Origin of the sequence: Neorhizobium sp. JUb45, from assembly GCF_004343585.1 — a bacterium.
In the GTDB taxonomy this organism is placed as follows: Bacteria; Pseudomonadota; Alphaproteobacteria; order Rhizobiales; family Rhizobiaceae; genus Neorhizobium.
Window position 1 is genome coordinate 214,784 of sequence record NZ_SLYW01000003.1, and the last position, 14,636, is coordinate 229,419.

16 protein-coding genes are annotated in these 14,636 nt (G+C 59.0%); 3 read left to right on the forward strand and 13 right to left on the reverse strand.

What is annotated here, in order from left to right; translation table 11 throughout:
- Window positions 1–47 precede the first annotated feature (47 nt).
- Entirely contained in the window at window positions 48–428 is a 381-nt protein-coding gene (locus tag EDF70_RS13550; RefSeq protein WP_132274217.1) for a hypothetical protein, read from the reverse strand.
- Between the two features lie 238 nt (window positions 429–666).
- On the opposite strand from EDF70_RS13550, the gene EDF70_RS13555 reads away from it, so the two are divergent.
- Window positions 667–1,884 (forward strand): SfnB family sulfur acquisition oxidoreductase, encoded by a 1,218-nt coding sequence (locus EDF70_RS13555; protein WP_132274220.1) that lies wholly within the window; start codon window positions 667–669, stop codon window positions 1,882–1,884.
- Here the strand turns inward: EDF70_RS13555 and EDF70_RS13560 are convergent, their stop codons facing one another.
- Window positions 1,885–2,331: an Rrf2 family transcriptional regulator gene (locus EDF70_RS13560; RefSeq protein ID WP_132274222.1), complete on the reverse strand. Its 447-nt coding sequence runs from the start codon at window positions 2,329–2,331 to the stop codon at window positions 1,885–1,887. It lies immediately after the preceding gene.
- Between the two features lie 495 nt (window positions 2,332–2,826).
- Between EDF70_RS13560 and EDF70_RS13565 the strand changes: the two genes are divergently transcribed.
- Together EDF70_RS13565 and EDF70_RS13570 are read left to right on the forward strand one after the other, a co-directional pair.
- Window positions 2,827–3,018, forward strand: coding sequence for a hypothetical protein (locus tag EDF70_RS13565; RefSeq protein ID WP_132275804.1), 192 nt, complete (start codon window positions 2,827–2,829; stop codon window positions 3,016–3,018).
- Window positions 3,015–3,284, forward strand: a complete 270-nt coding sequence (locus EDF70_RS13570) for a hypothetical protein (protein WP_132274225.1) — start codon at window positions 3,015–3,017, stop codon at window positions 3,282–3,284. The genes EDF70_RS13565 and EDF70_RS13570 overlap by 4 nt, the downstream gene beginning before the upstream one ends.
- 60 nt (window positions 3,285–3,344) lie before the next feature.
- On the opposite strand, the gene EDF70_RS13575 is transcribed toward EDF70_RS13570, so the two are convergent.
- From EDF70_RS13575 to EDF70_RS13625, 11 genes are all read right to left on the reverse strand, one after another.
- Complete coding sequence (locus tag EDF70_RS13575; protein WP_132274228.1) at window positions 3,345–4,628, reverse strand: MFS transporter; 1,284 nt, start codon at window positions 4,626–4,628, stop codon at window positions 3,345–3,347.
- Between the two features lie 99 nt (window positions 4,629–4,727).
- On the reverse strand, window positions 4,728–5,138 hold the full coding sequence (locus EDF70_RS13580; RefSeq protein ID WP_245519202.1) for a hypothetical protein: 411 nt from the start codon (window positions 5,136–5,138) through the stop codon (window positions 4,728–4,730).
- A gap of 37 nt (window positions 5,139–5,175) precedes the next feature.
- Window positions 5,176–5,553, reverse strand: a complete 378-nt coding sequence (locus EDF70_RS13585) for a hypothetical protein (RefSeq protein ID WP_132274231.1) — start codon at window positions 5,551–5,553, stop codon at window positions 5,176–5,178.
- Between the two features lie 13 nt (window positions 5,554–5,566).
- Window positions 5,567–6,472, reverse strand: a complete 906-nt coding sequence (gene yghU / locus EDF70_RS13590; protein ID WP_132274234.1) for a glutathione-dependent disulfide-bond oxidoreductase — start codon at window positions 6,470–6,472, stop codon at window positions 5,567–5,569.
- Between the two features lie 127 nt (window positions 6,473–6,599).
- Window positions 6,600–8,006: a mannitol dehydrogenase family protein gene (locus tag EDF70_RS13595; RefSeq protein WP_132274237.1), complete on the reverse strand. Its 1,407-nt coding sequence runs from the start codon at window positions 8,004–8,006 to the stop codon at window positions 6,600–6,602.
- A gap of 4 nt (window positions 8,007–8,010) precedes the next feature.
- Window positions 8,011–9,207 (reverse strand): mannonate dehydratase, encoded by a 1,197-nt coding sequence (gene uxuA / locus EDF70_RS13600; RefSeq protein WP_132274240.1) that lies wholly within the window; start codon window positions 9,205–9,207, stop codon window positions 8,011–8,013.
- 81 nt (window positions 9,208–9,288) lie between these two features.
- A complete protein-coding gene (locus EDF70_RS13605; protein WP_132274243.1) occupies window positions 9,289–10,695 on the reverse strand; it encodes a TRAP transporter large permease in 1,407 nt (468 codons plus the stop codon).
- A 4-nt stretch (window positions 10,696–10,699) separates the two neighbouring features.
- Window positions 10,700–11,284: a TRAP transporter small permease gene (locus tag EDF70_RS13610; RefSeq protein WP_207908253.1), complete on the reverse strand. Its 585-nt coding sequence runs from the start codon at window positions 11,282–11,284 to the stop codon at window positions 10,700–10,702.
- Window positions 11,285–11,498: 214 nt separating this feature from the next.
- Entirely contained in the window at window positions 11,499–12,473 is a 975-nt protein-coding gene (locus EDF70_RS13615) for a sialic acid TRAP transporter substrate-binding protein SiaP (protein ID WP_132274246.1), read from the reverse strand.
- Between the two features lie 62 nt (window positions 12,474–12,535).
- Window positions 12,536–13,246 (reverse strand): FadR/GntR family transcriptional regulator, encoded by a 711-nt coding sequence (locus tag EDF70_RS13620; RefSeq protein WP_132274248.1) that lies wholly within the window; start codon window positions 13,244–13,246, stop codon window positions 12,536–12,538.
- A gap of 188 nt (window positions 13,247–13,434) precedes the next feature.
- On the reverse strand, window positions 13,435–14,499 hold the full coding sequence (locus EDF70_RS13625) for an Ldh family oxidoreductase (protein ID WP_245519163.1): 1,065 nt from the start codon (window positions 14,497–14,499) through the stop codon (window positions 13,435–13,437).
- Window positions 14,500–14,636: the final 137 nt, after the last annotated feature.

Consider the following 14,636-nt stretch of genomic DNA (forward strand, 5'->3'; position numbering starts at 1 on the left):
CAGCTCGCACGTTGTCCTTTCGGCAATTCAATTGAAGGCGCCAAAGCTTAGTGAGCATGCCACGGCGTTGGGGAGTATCCTTCGACCATCGAGGCCAGACGCCCGTCTCCCAGCTGACGTTTGCGCACGAGCACGCTCATGACACGTGCCGCGGTCGAAAAGGTCATTTCATCGAGGGGCCCCTCGCCCTGCCAGGGCTTGGAGAGTTGCTCGGTAACACCGCCCACGACATTGGCAGGCACGACATCCGTGCAGCCGCGCAATGCGCCGAAAATTTCGGATATGGGGATTGTTTCAAGCCCGACAGAAAGAGCCGGTTCGGGGTCTCCAATCTGCCAGTCTTCAAATGCTTCGAGTGAGTCGCGAAAATACTGCTGCAGGGTGATCGGCGCGTGACCATGTTCAAGCGCGGGAAGGATATGAGCCATCAGCTTTCTCCGTGTCTGCTTGTGGGGTAAGTCGACCAATCCAGTCGTTTTACACGTCTATGACCTCGCCGTGAAGCCCTTTTGACACGCAAGGATTGCACCGACCCGCGATAGCATCGAATCCGCAGCACTCCCCTTCGGGTAAAAAGCGCCAAAAAACAGCCGATTATTGAAGGTTTATTCCTTTCAACCCAAGCGCCGGCATGGCTCAATAGCCGCTTAATTTCAGGAGGCTTTGATGAGCAATGTCGTTGGCTTGACCACAAAGCTCAGGGCGGTTGCGCCCTATATCGCAAGTGAGGACCAGGCGATCGAAGTCGCAACCACGCTGGCAAAGCGGGTTCGCGAGGGTTCGAGCAATCGCGACCGTCAGCGCATCCTGCCCCATCATGAAATGGAGCTTGTTTCGCAATCCGGGCTGCTCGGCGTTACCGTTCCCGCAGAATATGGCGGCGCCGACATTTCGAACCCGTTTCTGGCGGAAGTGATCGCCATCCTCTCGGAAGCGGATAGCTCGGTCGGCCAGATTCCGCAGAACCATTTTTATATTCTGGACGTGCTGCGGCTTGCCGGAAGCGAGGAGCAGAAGCGATATTTCTTCTCACGCGCACTGGCGGGTGACCATTTCGCCAATGCGTTGGCGGAAAAAAACGTGAAGGCGGCGGGCGACATCGAAACGCGCCTCTCACCGGACGGCGCCGGCTATCGGATATCCGGCCGGAAATATTATTCCACCGGCGCGCTGTTTGCGGACTGGATCGCCATATTCGCGCTCGACGAGCATGACCGGCTGGTGATGGCAATCGTGGCACGGGAAAGCGATGGCTTGTCGATCGTCGATGACTGGTCAGGTTTCGGGCAACGCACCACCGCCAGCGGCACGGTCAACATCGACAATGTCTATGTTTCGGCGGATGCCGTCATCCAGCAACACCTCGCATTCGAGCATCAAACACCGCTCGGCGCTTTCGGCCAGTTGCTGCATGCCGCAGTCGATCTGGGCATTGCACGCGGCGCCTTTGCCGACATGGTGGAGTTCGTGCGTACCAAGGCGCGCGGTAACATCAATCTTGGCATCGATGCCGTCAGTGCCGATCCGCTGGCGGTGGCGCGTGCAGGCTCGATCGCGGTAAAGATCGAGGCCGCGTCGGCTGTTCTGGATCGCGCCGGCCGGAAGATAGACACGGCACAGGTCAGCCCATCTCTGGAAGCCAGTACCGAAGCCTCGATATCCGTGGCGGCGGCGAAAATCCTGACGACCGAGGCAGCATTGGACGCGACCAACGCGCTGTTCGAGCTGGCGGGCACATCATCAACCGACGAGGTTTTCAACTTCGATCGCCACTGGCGCAACGCGCGGACACATACCGTGCATGATCCGGTGCGCTGGAAACATCACGCCATCGGCGATTTCCACCTCAACGGCAAGCTGCCCAAGCCGAACGGGCAATTCTGATCAGCGCGTAACCTGTTCGATCAAATTCGAGGACCGCTTGGCGACCATTTGCTCCAGTGTCATCGTGTCGAGCACGGCGGAAATGGCATCCCTGACTTCCATCATGGAATGCCGGACCTGACAGTGATCCGGCTCGTTGCAATCGTCGCAGGGTTCGAAAGCCGTCTTGCTGGCACAACGGATCGGAGCGAGCGGCCCGTCGAGAATACGCACCGCCTGGCCGATGGAAATTTCCGAGGCTGACCTGGACAATGCATAACCGCCGCCCGGCCCCTTCTTGGAGCGCAGAATTCCACCCTTGCGCAGTTCAAGCAGGATCGCATCCAGGAACTTCTTGGAAATGTTGTTCTGCTGGGCGATATCGCTCACGAAGGCGGTTTTACCGGGTTCAAGCTGGGCCAGATGCACCAGCGCCTTCAGCCCGTATTTCCCTTTTTTGGTCAGCATGGATGCTCGACAATCCGATCACTTTTCCGGCTTCATTGCCGGGTGTTACGCCAGCGATAGCGAAATCGTCGAAAGCCTTCAATCATCCGACTCGGCAAAAAGACGAGAGTTTATGAGGGAAAACTCTTGCATCGGCAGTCGGCCATCGCAGAGCACCTTACTTGAAATGAGATGTACATTCCTAAATTATAGGGAATACCGATATCATATTTCCAAATACCGGCACCAAGAATGGAATTTTAGATTTATCTTTCGATCTCCACGTCATCTTTGTTGAAAACGGCAAGGAGAAAGTATAGTTATTTCATAGAATAAAACTTCAAGGAGACACACATGATCGATAGCCCACAAAAGCGCACTTTCTTGCGTCCATCCTCCTTGGCCGTTCTTCACTCCGTTGTTGCCACTCCAATGCCTCGCGAATGCCAGGCGCCACCGGCGCAGATCATCCAGCAGGACACACGGAACAGAGCCCATACGGGCGGAGTGAGCACCATGAGCAGACAAGTTATTGAACACGCGGGACTTCCAGTCGGCATTGCAGTCCATCAGGACGACGCTTACCGCTTTATTGCGGTGAAGTACCACGTCATAGACCTCGACGAACGGCGGTTCGCCAACCTGAGCGATCTCAGAGCCGCCATTCGCGATCACGTCATTCAAAATAGCAGCGCGCTGGCAGCATGACCGATATCGATTTTGAAAACTCCCGGCGGCCATCGCGCACCAGGGAATTATTGAACGGAACCGCATCCGAGCACCGCCGCACGCGGGGCAGTTCGGCACGCAATCTTTTCTGCGTGAGTTCGCTCAGCCTGATCGCGATCGGTATTTTTCTGATGATCGTTGGCGCAGTCTGCCAAAGCACATCCGCTCTGCCGGAGTGGACCGGCATTGCGCCGCTCACGGCCGGATTGGTGATCCTGATCTTCCTGACCGGACGACATAGCTGAACATGATGGTGCGGCAGGCAGGATAAACCCTGCCTGCCGACAAGCCATTTATGTCACTCGTCAGGACGGCTCGCTCTCCGTTTTGCGCGCCAGAACATTCCCAACGACAATGACCAGCAGACCGGCTATGCCAAGGCATGCGGCAAGGAAGAACATCGGCACGATGGCGCTTCCCGTGGCATCATTGATCCACGGCACGGCATTCTGGGCAATGAAACCACCAAGATTGCCCACCGAGTTGATGGCGGCGATGCCCGCTGCCGCTCCTGCCCCTTTCAGGAACCGTGACGGCAGGCTCCAGAAGACCGGTTGTCCGGCAAAGATGCCGGCCGCGGCGATGCACAGGAAGACGAACTGTATGATCGGGGAGGTGAAGACCGCCGACAATGCCAGCGCGATGGCACCGATAAAGGCTGGACCAACAATATAAGGCGTCTTCTTCTCGGTCCTGTCGGCAGCGGCTGGCACGAACCAGAGCGCGATGGCGACGATCACCCACGGGATGATGTTGATGAAGCCATTGGTGGTGTTCGACACGCCAAAACCCTTGACGATCGTCGGCAGCCAGTAGCTGAGACCATAGGCTGCCAGAGGAAATCCGATAAAGCACAGCGCCATCAGCAGCACACGCGGGTTGATCAGCGCCTTGAAACCATCGTCGGCCTCGCCATCCATGCCCTGATTTTCGCGGGCGAGGCGATCTTTCAGCCAGCGTTTTTCATCGTCACTCAGGAACTTTGCCTTTTCCGGTGTGTCGTCGAGATAACAGAACGTCACGACACCGGCGATAACGGCGGGCACGCCGGTTGCCAGGAACACCCATTCCCAACCGGCCAGCCCAAGAAAACCATCCAGATCCAGCAGAAAGCCACCGAGCGGCGCGCCGACAGCATTGGCAAGGGCACTGAAAATCATGAAGAGGCCGACCATGCGGCCACGGTAATCCTTCGGGAACCAGAGCGTGAGGAGATAAAGGACGCCCGGAAAGAACCCAGCTTCCGCCACACCAAGCAGGAAGCGAAGGATGTAGAACATCGTCATGTTCTGGGTAAACGCAAGGCCGATCGTCACCAGCCCCCAGGAGACGAGGATGCGGGTAAACCAGACGCGCGCGCCAAAACGGGTGAGAAACAGATTGGCCGGCACTTCGAAAATGAAATAACCGACGAAAAACAGCGAGGCACCCAGGCCGTAAGCGTATTCGCTCATGCCCAGTGCATCGACCATGTCGAGTTTGGCATAACTGACATTCTGCCGGTCAATATATGCAATGAGATAGAGAATGCCCAGGAACGGCATGAGCCGCCAGGTGATCTTTTTGATAAGTGCCTGTTCTGAAACCATGCATCTCCTCCAATGCAACAACGCCCCCTCAACACCACCTAGTGTGCAGCAGGGGACTGGCAAGTGGAGGTCGCATGCCATCAGCGAAGTAAGGGCGGTTCAGCCTTCGTCGCGGTCACCATCATCATCGTCGCGAAACTTTCGCTTATAGGGAAGCGTCAGGATCGCCGAAGCAGCGGCTGCCGCAGCGAACAGCGACGCAAACGGCACCATGACAAGCATCAACGGCAAAACAGGATTGGACGCCCGTCTGAGCAGGCCCAGCAAACCGCCGATATCGAGTAGCAGCAGCGACGCGCCGACAAATATGCCGATCAGCGCGCCACCCAGAGCGTTCAGCGCCATCAGGCGCAACATATCCTGATGATCACGCCGTGCCGCTTCGGGGCTCATGCGCGGCTTGCGACTGTTGAGCAGAATGAAATCGCGTTTGCGCTGCCGGCCCGCCCACCGTTTGATCGGCTTGAGCGGATCGGTCAGCCTTGCCATTTCGACGATCGGTACAAGCATCACGTTTCCTCCGCAGCCTGTCGATCGTCAAAAAATATCAGATTTCGAAGAAGTTCTCGAACGATTCCGGAAAGCTCTTGCGCGCCACTCGCTCATCGATCCTCAGCAGGGCCTGATAAGAAAGCGGATCGAAATCCTTTTCCACCGGCACGACTTCACGGCCCAGAAGAAGGTTGAGACGCGCGGCATCGAGATTGCCGCGCTCAAAGGGTTCGGCCCCAAAATGATGCCAAAGCGCATGGAGAAATGCACCGTCGACGCGGTGTTCAGCCATGCCCGGGCGTTTGCGCCGAGGGATCACCTTCAACGGCGTCACACCCTTGGGATTGGCGCGACGGATCGTGAACTGGATCCCGGTGCTTGGCATCCCGCCCGGAAAACCGCGATGTTTGGTCATTTCGGGCAGGTTTGCCATCTGTCTCAGTCCTTTAAGCGTTGGCGACCTTGTCGGCCGTCTTTGTGTCGAAATCGGAAGCGTCGTGACGCTCGCGCAGCTGTTCGGATGGCTCACCGGATGTCCGGTTGACCATACGGCCACGCTTCACTGCAGGCCGTGCGAAAATCTCCGCCGTCCAGCGTTGCAGGTGCTTGTAACTCTGAACTTCGAGAAAGTCACCGGCATCGCCATAGGCCTGGCCAAGCGCGAGATTGCCGTACCACGGCCAGATCGCCATGTCCGCAATCGAATATTCCTTGCCGGCCATGAACTGGTTATCGGCGAGGTGACGATCGAGCACATCGAGCTGACGCTTGGTTTCCATGGCGTAGCGATCGATCGCATATTTGATCTTGACCGGCGCATAGGCGTAAAAATGGCCAAAACCACCGCCCACAAAGGGAGCCGAGCCCATCTGCCAGAACAGCCAGTTCATGGCTTCGGTGCGGCCCCGCAGATCGGTCGGCAGGAAGGCACCGAATTTTTCCGCCAGATAGACGAGGATGGAGCCCGATTCGAACACGCGGATAGGCTCGCCGCCGCCTTTTGGCGCGCGGTCCAGCAGCGCCGGGATTTTCGAGTTCGGATTGACATCGACAAAGCCGGAGCCGAACTGGTCGCCCTGGCCGATATTGATCAGCCAGGCATCGTATTCGGCGTCGGAATGGCCGGCTGCCAGCAGTTCTTCCAAAAGGATGGTCACCTTGACGCCATTCGGCGTACCCAGCGAATAAAGCTGGAACGGATGTTTGCCGACCGGCAGAACCTTGTCCTGCGTCGGGCCGGCAATCGGCCGGTTGATACTGGCGAACTGGCCGCCATTGCCCTTTTCCCAGGTCCAGACTTTTGGAGGTTCATAACCCGCGGGAAGATTGTCGGCGGAAGATTTTTCGGTCATCAAAACGGTCCTTTGCGTGGATAGCAGTTGGCGTATGAAAAACGCTGAAAGGCTATATAGGCAATCGACCGCGTGGATGCACAGGTCCCAGACCTGATATACCGACAAAAATTAGAAATCTATTCCTTCAACGCTGCCATCTTGCCAGCTCGGTATTGACCCGATCCCGCCAGCCACGCGCCTTGACCAGCGTCTCGGGGAACAGTCCGTCGATGGCAAAGAAAGGTGCGGAAGGATCGGCAGCATCGCCAGCCCGTGCGGCGCCGAGAATTTCCTCTCGACGTGGATCGTTGCAATCCATCCGCTTGGTGACCGCAGCAATCCAGGCGGCAACGACATCGGCAAACTCGGTCGCATCACCACCCGCCGCCAATGCTTCCGCTGCCGGCGCAAAAATGCGTTGCGGCAGTTTCTGGCTGCTGTCCGAGGCGATCTGCACATTGCGATGGGCAATCGCCGGATTGGCAAAGCGGGCGATCAGCTGATCCGTATAAGCGTTGAGATCGATACCCGGCACCGGATCGAGCGTCGGCAGCACCGCTTTCATGTGCCGTTGAACCAATGCCCTCAGCGCCGGCACCGCCATCACATCGCGCACATATTCCAGATTATGCAAAATGCCGAGATGGGCGATCAGCGTGTGGGAACCATTGAGCAGCCGCAGCTTCATCTTTTCATACGGCTCGACATTTTTGACGAAGAGCGCGCCGCCCGCTTCCCATTGCGGTCGACCGGATACGAACCGATCCTCGATCACCCACTGCATAAAGGCTTCGGTCTCGATGGCCAAAGCATCCTCGACACCGAGCAGTTTTTGCGCACGCTCGCGTGTTTCATCGGTGGCGGCAGGCACGATGCGATCGACCATGCTGGAGGGGAAAGCACCATTCTCCCTGATCCACGTCGCCAATGCCGGGTCACGCCGCTCTGCCATCTCCAGCACAAGGCGTTCAACGATATGCCCGTTGGAGGGCAGGTTATCGCAGCAGAGAACGGTATAAGGCGGCAGCCCCGCCGTCTTGCGCAGCGCCAGCCCTTCGACGAGAAAGCCCAAAACGCCGACAGGTTCGTGCGGATTGGCGAGATCAGCGGCGACCGCAGAATGCGCCATGTCCAGTCCACCGCTGGCCGGGTCGAGACCATAAGCCTTCTCCGACACAGTCAGCGTGACGATACGGATCTCTTCGCTGGCAAGGGTAGCCAGCACCTTGGCGCGGTCGTCTGCGGCACAGATCCAATCGATCGTGACGCCGATGACTTCCGCCGCATCATCCCCCTCACCACGCACGATGACGGAGAACAGGCCGTCCTGCGCTGCCATTGCCGCGACCGGTTCCGGCGATCGCAGGTTGACGGCGACGATGCCCCACGGCCCGAACGTGCTCATCAGCGCGCGCTGGGTGAAAACCGCCTGATGTGCACGGTGAAAGGCGCCAAGCCCGATATGGACGATACCGGGTTTCAGCACCGTGCGGTCATAGGCCGGCACCGCCACGTTTGCGGGAAGAATGGTCGAGGATGAGAGCCGTGTCATGGCGTCACCGCATGCCGTAGTCGGCGTGCAGGAGCGTCCGCTCGATACCTCGCAATTCGGCCAGCCCCTTGAGACGGCCGATCGCCGGATAACCGGGCTGGGCGCCACGCGTCACGTCATCCAGAATTTCCTGACCATGGTCGGGACGCATGGGGATTTCGTGATCCTCCCTGCCGTCGTCGCGCCGCCGCTTTTCTTCCTTCAGCAGCGCTGCGATGACGGCAACCATATCCGTGCCACCTTCCAGATGTTCGTCTTCGTAAAACGAGCATGGCAGGCTGTCCTCGTCGCGCGTGACATTGCGCAGGTGGACGAAATGGATACGCGAGGCAAACCGTTCGGCAATCGCCGGCAGGTCGTTATCGGCACGTGCACCGAGCGAACCGGAGCACAACGTCACGCCATTGGCACGGCTATAAACCGTATCGAGAATATAGGCGTAATCGGCCTCGGTGGAGAGAATGCGCGGCAGGCCGAGCAGCGGCCACGGCGGATCATCCGGATGGGCGCAGATGTTGATGCCGACCTCTTCCGCGACCGGCACGACTTCGCTCAGGAAATCGATCAGATGCGTCTGCAGTTTTGGTGCAGTGATGCCCTGATAGGTCCGCAGCTTTTCCAGCAACTGGTCGAGCGTGTAGCCATCCGCCGAACCCGGCAGGCCGGCGCCGATATTGCGGCCGAGTGCAGCAATCTTGGCATCGCTTATTTCGGAAAAACGCCGGGCAGCGGCATCCTGCAAGGCTTCCGGATAGTCAGAGGCAGCATCCGGCCGTTTCAGGATGTTGATATCGAAAGCGACGAAATCGGTGAGATCGAAACGCATGGCGCGGGCGGCGTGGCGGGTTTCCCAGCGCAGATCGGTGCGGGTCCAGTCCAGCACCGGCATGAAATTGTAGCAGACCGTGCGGATGCCACTTTGCGACAGACGCCGCAGCGTTTCCTGCCAGTTGGCGACGTGGGTGCGCCAGTCTCCCGTCTGGGTCTTGACGTTTTCCGACACCGGCACGCTTTCCACCACATCCCAGAACAGGCCACCGGCCTTGATTTCCGCGTGGCGTTTGGCGATTTCATCCACCGGCCAGACATCACCGGTCGGGATGTGATGCAGGGCGCTGACAATGCCCTTGGCCCCCGCTTGCGCCGCATCCTGCACGGTCACCTTATCGACCGGTCCGAACCATCGCCATGTATGTCTCATGCGTCATGTCCCTTGATATCCGAATTCAGCACAATCAGATCGTGAGTGGCCCGCGCCCTCCTCCGGCGCGGGCGGCATTGGTCAGCGGATCAGGCCCATCTCGGTCGGCAGCCACAGGGTGATGGCCGGGATGAAGGTGATCAGCACCAGTGCGACCAGCAGCGGCACCAGCCAGGGCAGGATGGCGATTGTCGTGCGCTCTACCGAAAGTTTGGCGACACGCGACAGAACGAACAACACCATGCCAAGCGGCGGATGCAGCAGACCGATCATCAAATTCAGTGTCATGATCAGACCGAAATGAACCGGATCTATATCAAACTGCAGCACGATCGGCAGCAGGATCGGCACCAGAATGGTGATGGCGGCGATCGTATCGAGAAAGCAGCCGACAAACAGCATCAGCAGATTGACGAGGATCAGGAACACCCACTTGCTGTCGGTCAGGCTGGTGATCGCCGTCGACAGCAGCTGCGCCGTCTGGCTGACCGTCAGCAGCCACGCGAAGACCGAGGCCGCCGCCACGATGAACAGAACCGAGGCCGTGGTTTCGATCGTGTCGAAGGTCGCCTTGGCCAGCGACTTCATCGTCATCGTGCGGTAGCGCACGAGGCCGAGGAACAGCGACCACAGAACGGCTGCAACAGCCGCTTCCGTCGGCGTGAACCAACCCATGGTCATGCCGCCGATCAGGATGACCGGGGTCATCAGCGCCATGACGGCGGAAAAGTCAAAGTACCAGTCACAGGCAAGAAGAACCACCAGCACGATCAGGATCGACAGGTTGAGCGACAGACCGACCAGCGTCAGAAGATAGATGCCGATCGGCACCATCATCACCACCAGCACTTCCAGCGAGGCGCCAAAAATGTTGCGCAGGCTGAACGGGGTGTCAGAACCCCACTGCTTCACATAGGCAAAGACGGCGACGGTCAGCATCATCAGCACGGTCATGACCACGCCCGGCACGATGCCGGCCATGAACAGCGCGCCGATCGAGACATTGGCCATCATGCCGTAGATGACGAAGGGCAGTGATGGCGGAAAGATCGGCCCAAGCGTTGCAGAGGCGGCGGTCACACCGACGGCGGCTTCGACCGGATAACCGTGATCCTTCATCGCCTTGATTTCGATCGTGCCGATACCGGCGGCGTCGGCAAGCGCGGTGCCGGACATGCCGGAAAACACCACAGAGCCGATGATGTTGACCTGCGCCAGACCACCCTTCATCCAGCCGACCAGCGCGACCGCGAAGGAATAGATGCGGCCAGTCACGCCGGCCGAGTTCATCAGGTTGCCGGCGAGGATGAAGAAGGGCACGGCCAGAAGCGGAAAGCTCTCGACGCCGGCAATCAGCCGCTGGGCTGCGATAATGTCGGGCGCGACGCCGTAAAAGACGATGTAGAGGACCGACGAGGTGGCCATGGACACGGCGACGGGCAGGCCGAGCACCATCAGAAGCAGAAAGGAACCGATCAGAAGCAGCATGATATCAACCCTCGGCGCTCTGGAATTCTTCGGGGCGTTCCAGCACCGAATAACCGCGACGCATATTGGCGACAAAAACCTGGATGGAGCGCAGCAGCATCAGCACGAAGGCGACGAGCACGCTGTAAAAGACGATGTTGCGGGGAAGCTGGACGGTGACCATTTCCTCACCCTCGACGATCTCCATGTAACGCCACATCAGCCATGAGCCGTAGGCGAAGAAACCGATGCGGATGAGATCGACGGCTGTCGCCATTATGCGGGTGATATGCGCCGGCAGGTAATGGTAAAGCACATCCACCTGGATATGGCGCGACATGCGCACGCACATGACCGAGCCCAGAAACACCACGCCGATCAGGCAGTTGACGGCGATTTCCTCGGTCCATGCATAACTGTTGTTGAGCACATAGCGGGTAAAGAACTGCAGGAAGACGCAGCCCGTCATTGCCCAGAACAGGGCAAGAGTCACCCAGTCCTCGAAGGCATAGATTTTCAGGTTTACGTCGATCGGGGCTTCGTCGAAGGTATGCGCAAGCTCCTCAGGCGTGACCTGAGTGCGAATTTCCGGCTGCGTTGACATATTCATGCATCCCATTTGCTGGTGAGCGGTCGCGGATGATGAAAGCCCCCTCTGGCCTGCCGGCCATCTCCCCCACAAGGGGGGAGAAAACCTGCCGCAACCGCCTTGCCTCAAGGGAGGTTCGGCTGGTCGGCCGGGTTAAGCCCTCCCCCTTGTGGGGAGGGTTGGGAGGGGTCTTTCTTCAGCTAAGCGCGGCCTTCCTCGACCGCGCCAAACGGGATCACTTGATGGCGCGAATGGCTTCCCAATCGGACTTCTGGTAGCCGAACTCTTCGAACGTCACCTTTTCCAGCACGTTCTTCTCGAAATCGGCCTTGTCGACCTCGACAACATTCAGACCACGCTTCTTGAAATCGTCGACAAGCGCCTTTTCACGCTCCTCGATGATTTTCGTGGTGCGCTCGGCGGCCTGCAGCATCACCTCGGTGAAGATCTTCTTGTCTTCATCGGACAGGCTTGCCCAACGGCTCTTGGACACGACCGTGTTGAGGTGGTCGACGATATGGCCGGACAGGACGATATTCTTCTGCACTTCGAAGAATTTCTTCGCCTCGATCGTGGTCAGCGGGTTTTCCTGAGCATCCACCGTGCCGTTCTGCAGCGCCAGATAGACTTCGGCGAAGGCAATCGGCGTGGTGTTGGCACCGCAGGCGCGGGGCATGGCGAGATAGGCCGGCACGTCCGGCACGCGCATCTTCACGCCCTTGAGATCTTCGCATTTCGCGATCGGCTTGTTCGAGGTCGTATGGCGGGTGCCGTAATAGCTGACGGCCGTGATGACGTTGCCGGTCTTGTCCTCATACCCCTTGGCAAGCCGCTTGAAGACATCGCTCTTGGTATAGGCGATCAGATGCGCCGGATCACGGAAGATATAGGGGAAATAGGTGACGCCGATCGGCTTGTAGTCACGCGAGGCAAAGCTCGAGCCGGAAATGATCATGTCGACCGTTCCGAGCTTCAGACCCTGGTTGATATCGGCTTCCTTGCCGAGCTGCGATGCCGGAAAGACGTCGATCTTGTAACGACCTTCGGTGCGCTTGGCGATTTCCCCTGCAGCCCAGACGGATTCCGTGTGGAAGGGTTCGGATGTCTCATAGACATGCGCCCATTTCAGCGCGGTCTGCGCCTGCGCGGTCAGCGACGATGCCATGATGACTGCCGCTGCTCCCAGCAGCGTTTTGAACCTGAATGTCATGCTCTCCTCCCGAGTGATTTCAGATATGTGCGATAAAGATCCGCCGCCTCCTCGCGGTCGGATCAGTCTTCTCTTGGCGGCTCCTCTCCGAAGCTTTCCGAGAATCTCTTCTGCGAGCGTGTCAGATGCTCGCGCATGGCTTGGCGCGCCGCTTCCGGGTCACCGGCAGCGATTGCGTCGCGAATGACGTGATGTTCCTCCAGTGCCTTCTGCCAGGTATGCGGCCCCTCGAAATAGCTGGCGAGCTTTTCGAAATAGGGCGACAGACGGCGGTCGTAGATCAGGCCCGTGAAACGATTGAGGGCCGAGTTGCCGATGATGTCGGCAATGGCGGTATGAAAGGCGCGGTCGATCGCCAGCGCCTGATGCGAATTTTCGAGCGAACCTGCCATCTCGGCCAGAAGCGCGTCCAGCACGGCGATATGTTCAGGCCGCGCCACACGCGCCGCCTCTTCGGCAATCGCGCTTTCGATCAAGCAACGCGCCTGCAGAAGCTCGAACGGTCCATCGCTGTCATCGGCCGGCAGAACGGTATTCTTGCCCGGCTTGCGGTTCACATAAACGCCCGATCCCATGCGGATCTGGATCAGCCCCTCGACCTCGAGCACGATCAAGGCTTCACGCACGGTCGGGCGCGACACACCCAGCCGTTCCGCAAGCTCGCGCTCCGCCGGAAGACGCTCGCCAGCCGGCAGCTCTCCCGTTTCGATAAGCGCACGCAACTGCTCCGCGACCTGCCGGTAAAGGCGGCGCGGCTCCAGAGCCACAAACATTGATGTCCTCCCGGCGCCGACAGTTCCTCCTCCGCGGCGCTGGTGGTCAGATTGTCTGACCAATTTGCAGATGTCAATATTTTATAAAGAAATGGGGCAGTTCCTATAGTGGTCCATATATGCGGCAGGACGGGCCGAAGCATAAGCGGGCCAAACGCGCCGCTTATGCTCGCATGTCGCAATACGAGTTAGCTGAAATGCAGCGTCACGCCGTATGTCTCGCCAAGGGCGGCAAATGCTTCCCGCGTCGCCGGATCGATCCGCACGCCGGCCTTTTCCCGCTCGGCAGCCACAGCCCATTCACGATCACCGGGCGCCATCACATGCTGCCCCTCCCTTGCCGGGGAATTGCGCAACACGTCCAGATACCGTGCCATGCCGGCATCGAATGTCGCCTGATCCCCAAAAGCATCCGGCTTGATGGCGATGACGAAGGCACCGAGCCCGCGCGGCGTCGCCATGTCCGACGAGATCATGCCCGGCAGATCGAAACTGAGCCGCATGCCGGTCACGACCGCGCTGAGGATTTCCGCGAGACCGGCAAGGCCGGCACCCTTGAAACCGAATTCACCGCCGAGCGGTGCCAGCATGTCCACCGCTTCCGCATCCCGCGTGTCGATGCCCGCAGAATCGGATGCCACGGCCTGCGGCAGCTCTGTACCTGTGCTGCGATAAAGAAGCACGCGGTTGAAGGGGACCGCGCTTGTCGCCATGTCGAGCAACCATGGATTCTCTCCCGCGGAGGGAACCGCCACGGCAATCGGATTGGTGCCGTGAAAACGTTGCGCGCCGCCATGCAGGCGAACAAAGCTGTCGGAATTGCAGAAGGTGAAACCGATAAACCCTTGCCGCGCGGCCTCTATCGAATAGGCGCCGGCCGGCCCGAAATGCGAACTGTTGCGAATGCCGACAGCGCCGATACCGAAGTGCGCCGCCAGTGCGATGGCGTGATCCATGGCCGTATAAGTGGCAAGCGCCCCATGCGCATCGCCGGCATCCAGCGTTTCGATGGCACCGAAAGCATTGGCGACCTTCAGGTCCGGGTTCTTGTTGATGCGCCCGCCTTCCAGCGCCCTGACATAATGATCGAGAAGCCGCACGCCGTGACTATCCACGCCGTGGCGCGTGCCATGCATCATCGCTCTTGTGACCGCATCTGCCGTGGCCTCGTTCGCCCCACAGGCGATGAGCACCGAATGGCAAAAGCGCTCAAGCTCGCCCAGGGAAACACTGTTCTGATTATGCTGATCCACGCGTTTGGCTCCTCCCATTCAATCGTGTGCGGAGAGCCTAACGCATCCCTTTGGAAACCGGAATGGTTTGCGCGCAAGACGAGGATGGCGGATCGACCCGATCGCCGCTAATGGTTTCCAATCACGCTTCGATCACA

What these genes read in the sequence shown, in the direction of transcription:
- EDF70_RS13550 (WP_132274217.1), bottom strand. Translation starts at nt 428, where the DNA reads ATGGCTCATATCCTTCCCGCGCTTGAACATGGTCACGCGCCGATCACC.
- EDF70_RS13565 (WP_132275804.1), top strand. Translation starts at nt 2,827, where the DNA reads ATGAGCAGACAAGTTATTGAACACGCGGGACTTCCAGTCGGCATTGCA.
- EDF70_RS13610 (WP_207908253.1), bottom strand. Translation starts at nt 11,284, where the DNA reads ATGAATATGTCAACGCAGCCGGAAATTCGCACTCAGGTCACGCCTGAG.
- EDF70_RS13580 (WP_245519202.1), bottom strand. Translation starts at nt 5,138, where the DNA reads ATGCTTGTACCGATCGTCGAAATGGCAAGGCTGACCGATCCGCTCAAG.
- yghU (WP_132274234.1), bottom strand. Translation starts at nt 6,472, where the DNA reads ATGACCGAAAAATCTTCCGCCGACAATCTTCCCGCGGGTTATGAACCT.
- EDF70_RS13585 (WP_132274231.1), bottom strand. Translation starts at nt 5,553, where the DNA reads ATGGCAAACCTGCCCGAAATGACCAAACATCGCGGTTTTCCGGGCGGG.
- EDF70_RS13615 (WP_132274246.1), bottom strand. Translation starts at nt 12,473, where the DNA reads ATGACATTCAGGTTCAAAACGCTGCTGGGAGCAGCGGCAGTCATCATG.
- EDF70_RS13560 (WP_132274222.1), bottom strand. Translation starts at nt 2,331, where the DNA reads ATGCTGACCAAAAAAGGGAAATACGGGCTGAAGGCGCTGGTGCATCTG.
- EDF70_RS13595 (WP_132274237.1), bottom strand. Translation starts at nt 8,006, where the DNA reads ATGACACGGCTCTCATCCTCGACCATTCTTCCCGCAAACGTGGCGGTG.
- EDF70_RS13555 (WP_132274220.1), top strand. Translation starts at nt 667, where the DNA reads ATGAGCAATGTCGTTGGCTTGACCACAAAGCTCAGGGCGGTTGCGCCC.
- uxuA (WP_132274240.1), bottom strand. Translation starts at nt 9,207, where the DNA reads ATGAGACATACATGGCGATGGTTCGGACCGGTCGATAAGGTGACCGTG.
- EDF70_RS13620 (WP_132274248.1), bottom strand. Translation starts at nt 13,246, where the DNA reads ATGTTTGTGGCTCTGGAGCCGCGCCGCCTTTACCGGCAGGTCGCGGAG.
- EDF70_RS13570 (WP_132274225.1), top strand. Translation starts at nt 3,015, where the DNA reads ATGACCGATATCGATTTTGAAAACTCCCGGCGGCCATCGCGCACCAGG.
- EDF70_RS13575 (WP_132274228.1), bottom strand. Translation starts at nt 4,628, where the DNA reads ATGGTTTCAGAACAGGCACTTATCAAAAAGATCACCTGGCGGCTCATG.
- EDF70_RS13605 (WP_132274243.1), bottom strand. Translation starts at nt 10,695, where the DNA reads ATGCTGCTTCTGATCGGTTCCTTTCTGCTTCTGATGGTGCTCGGCCTG.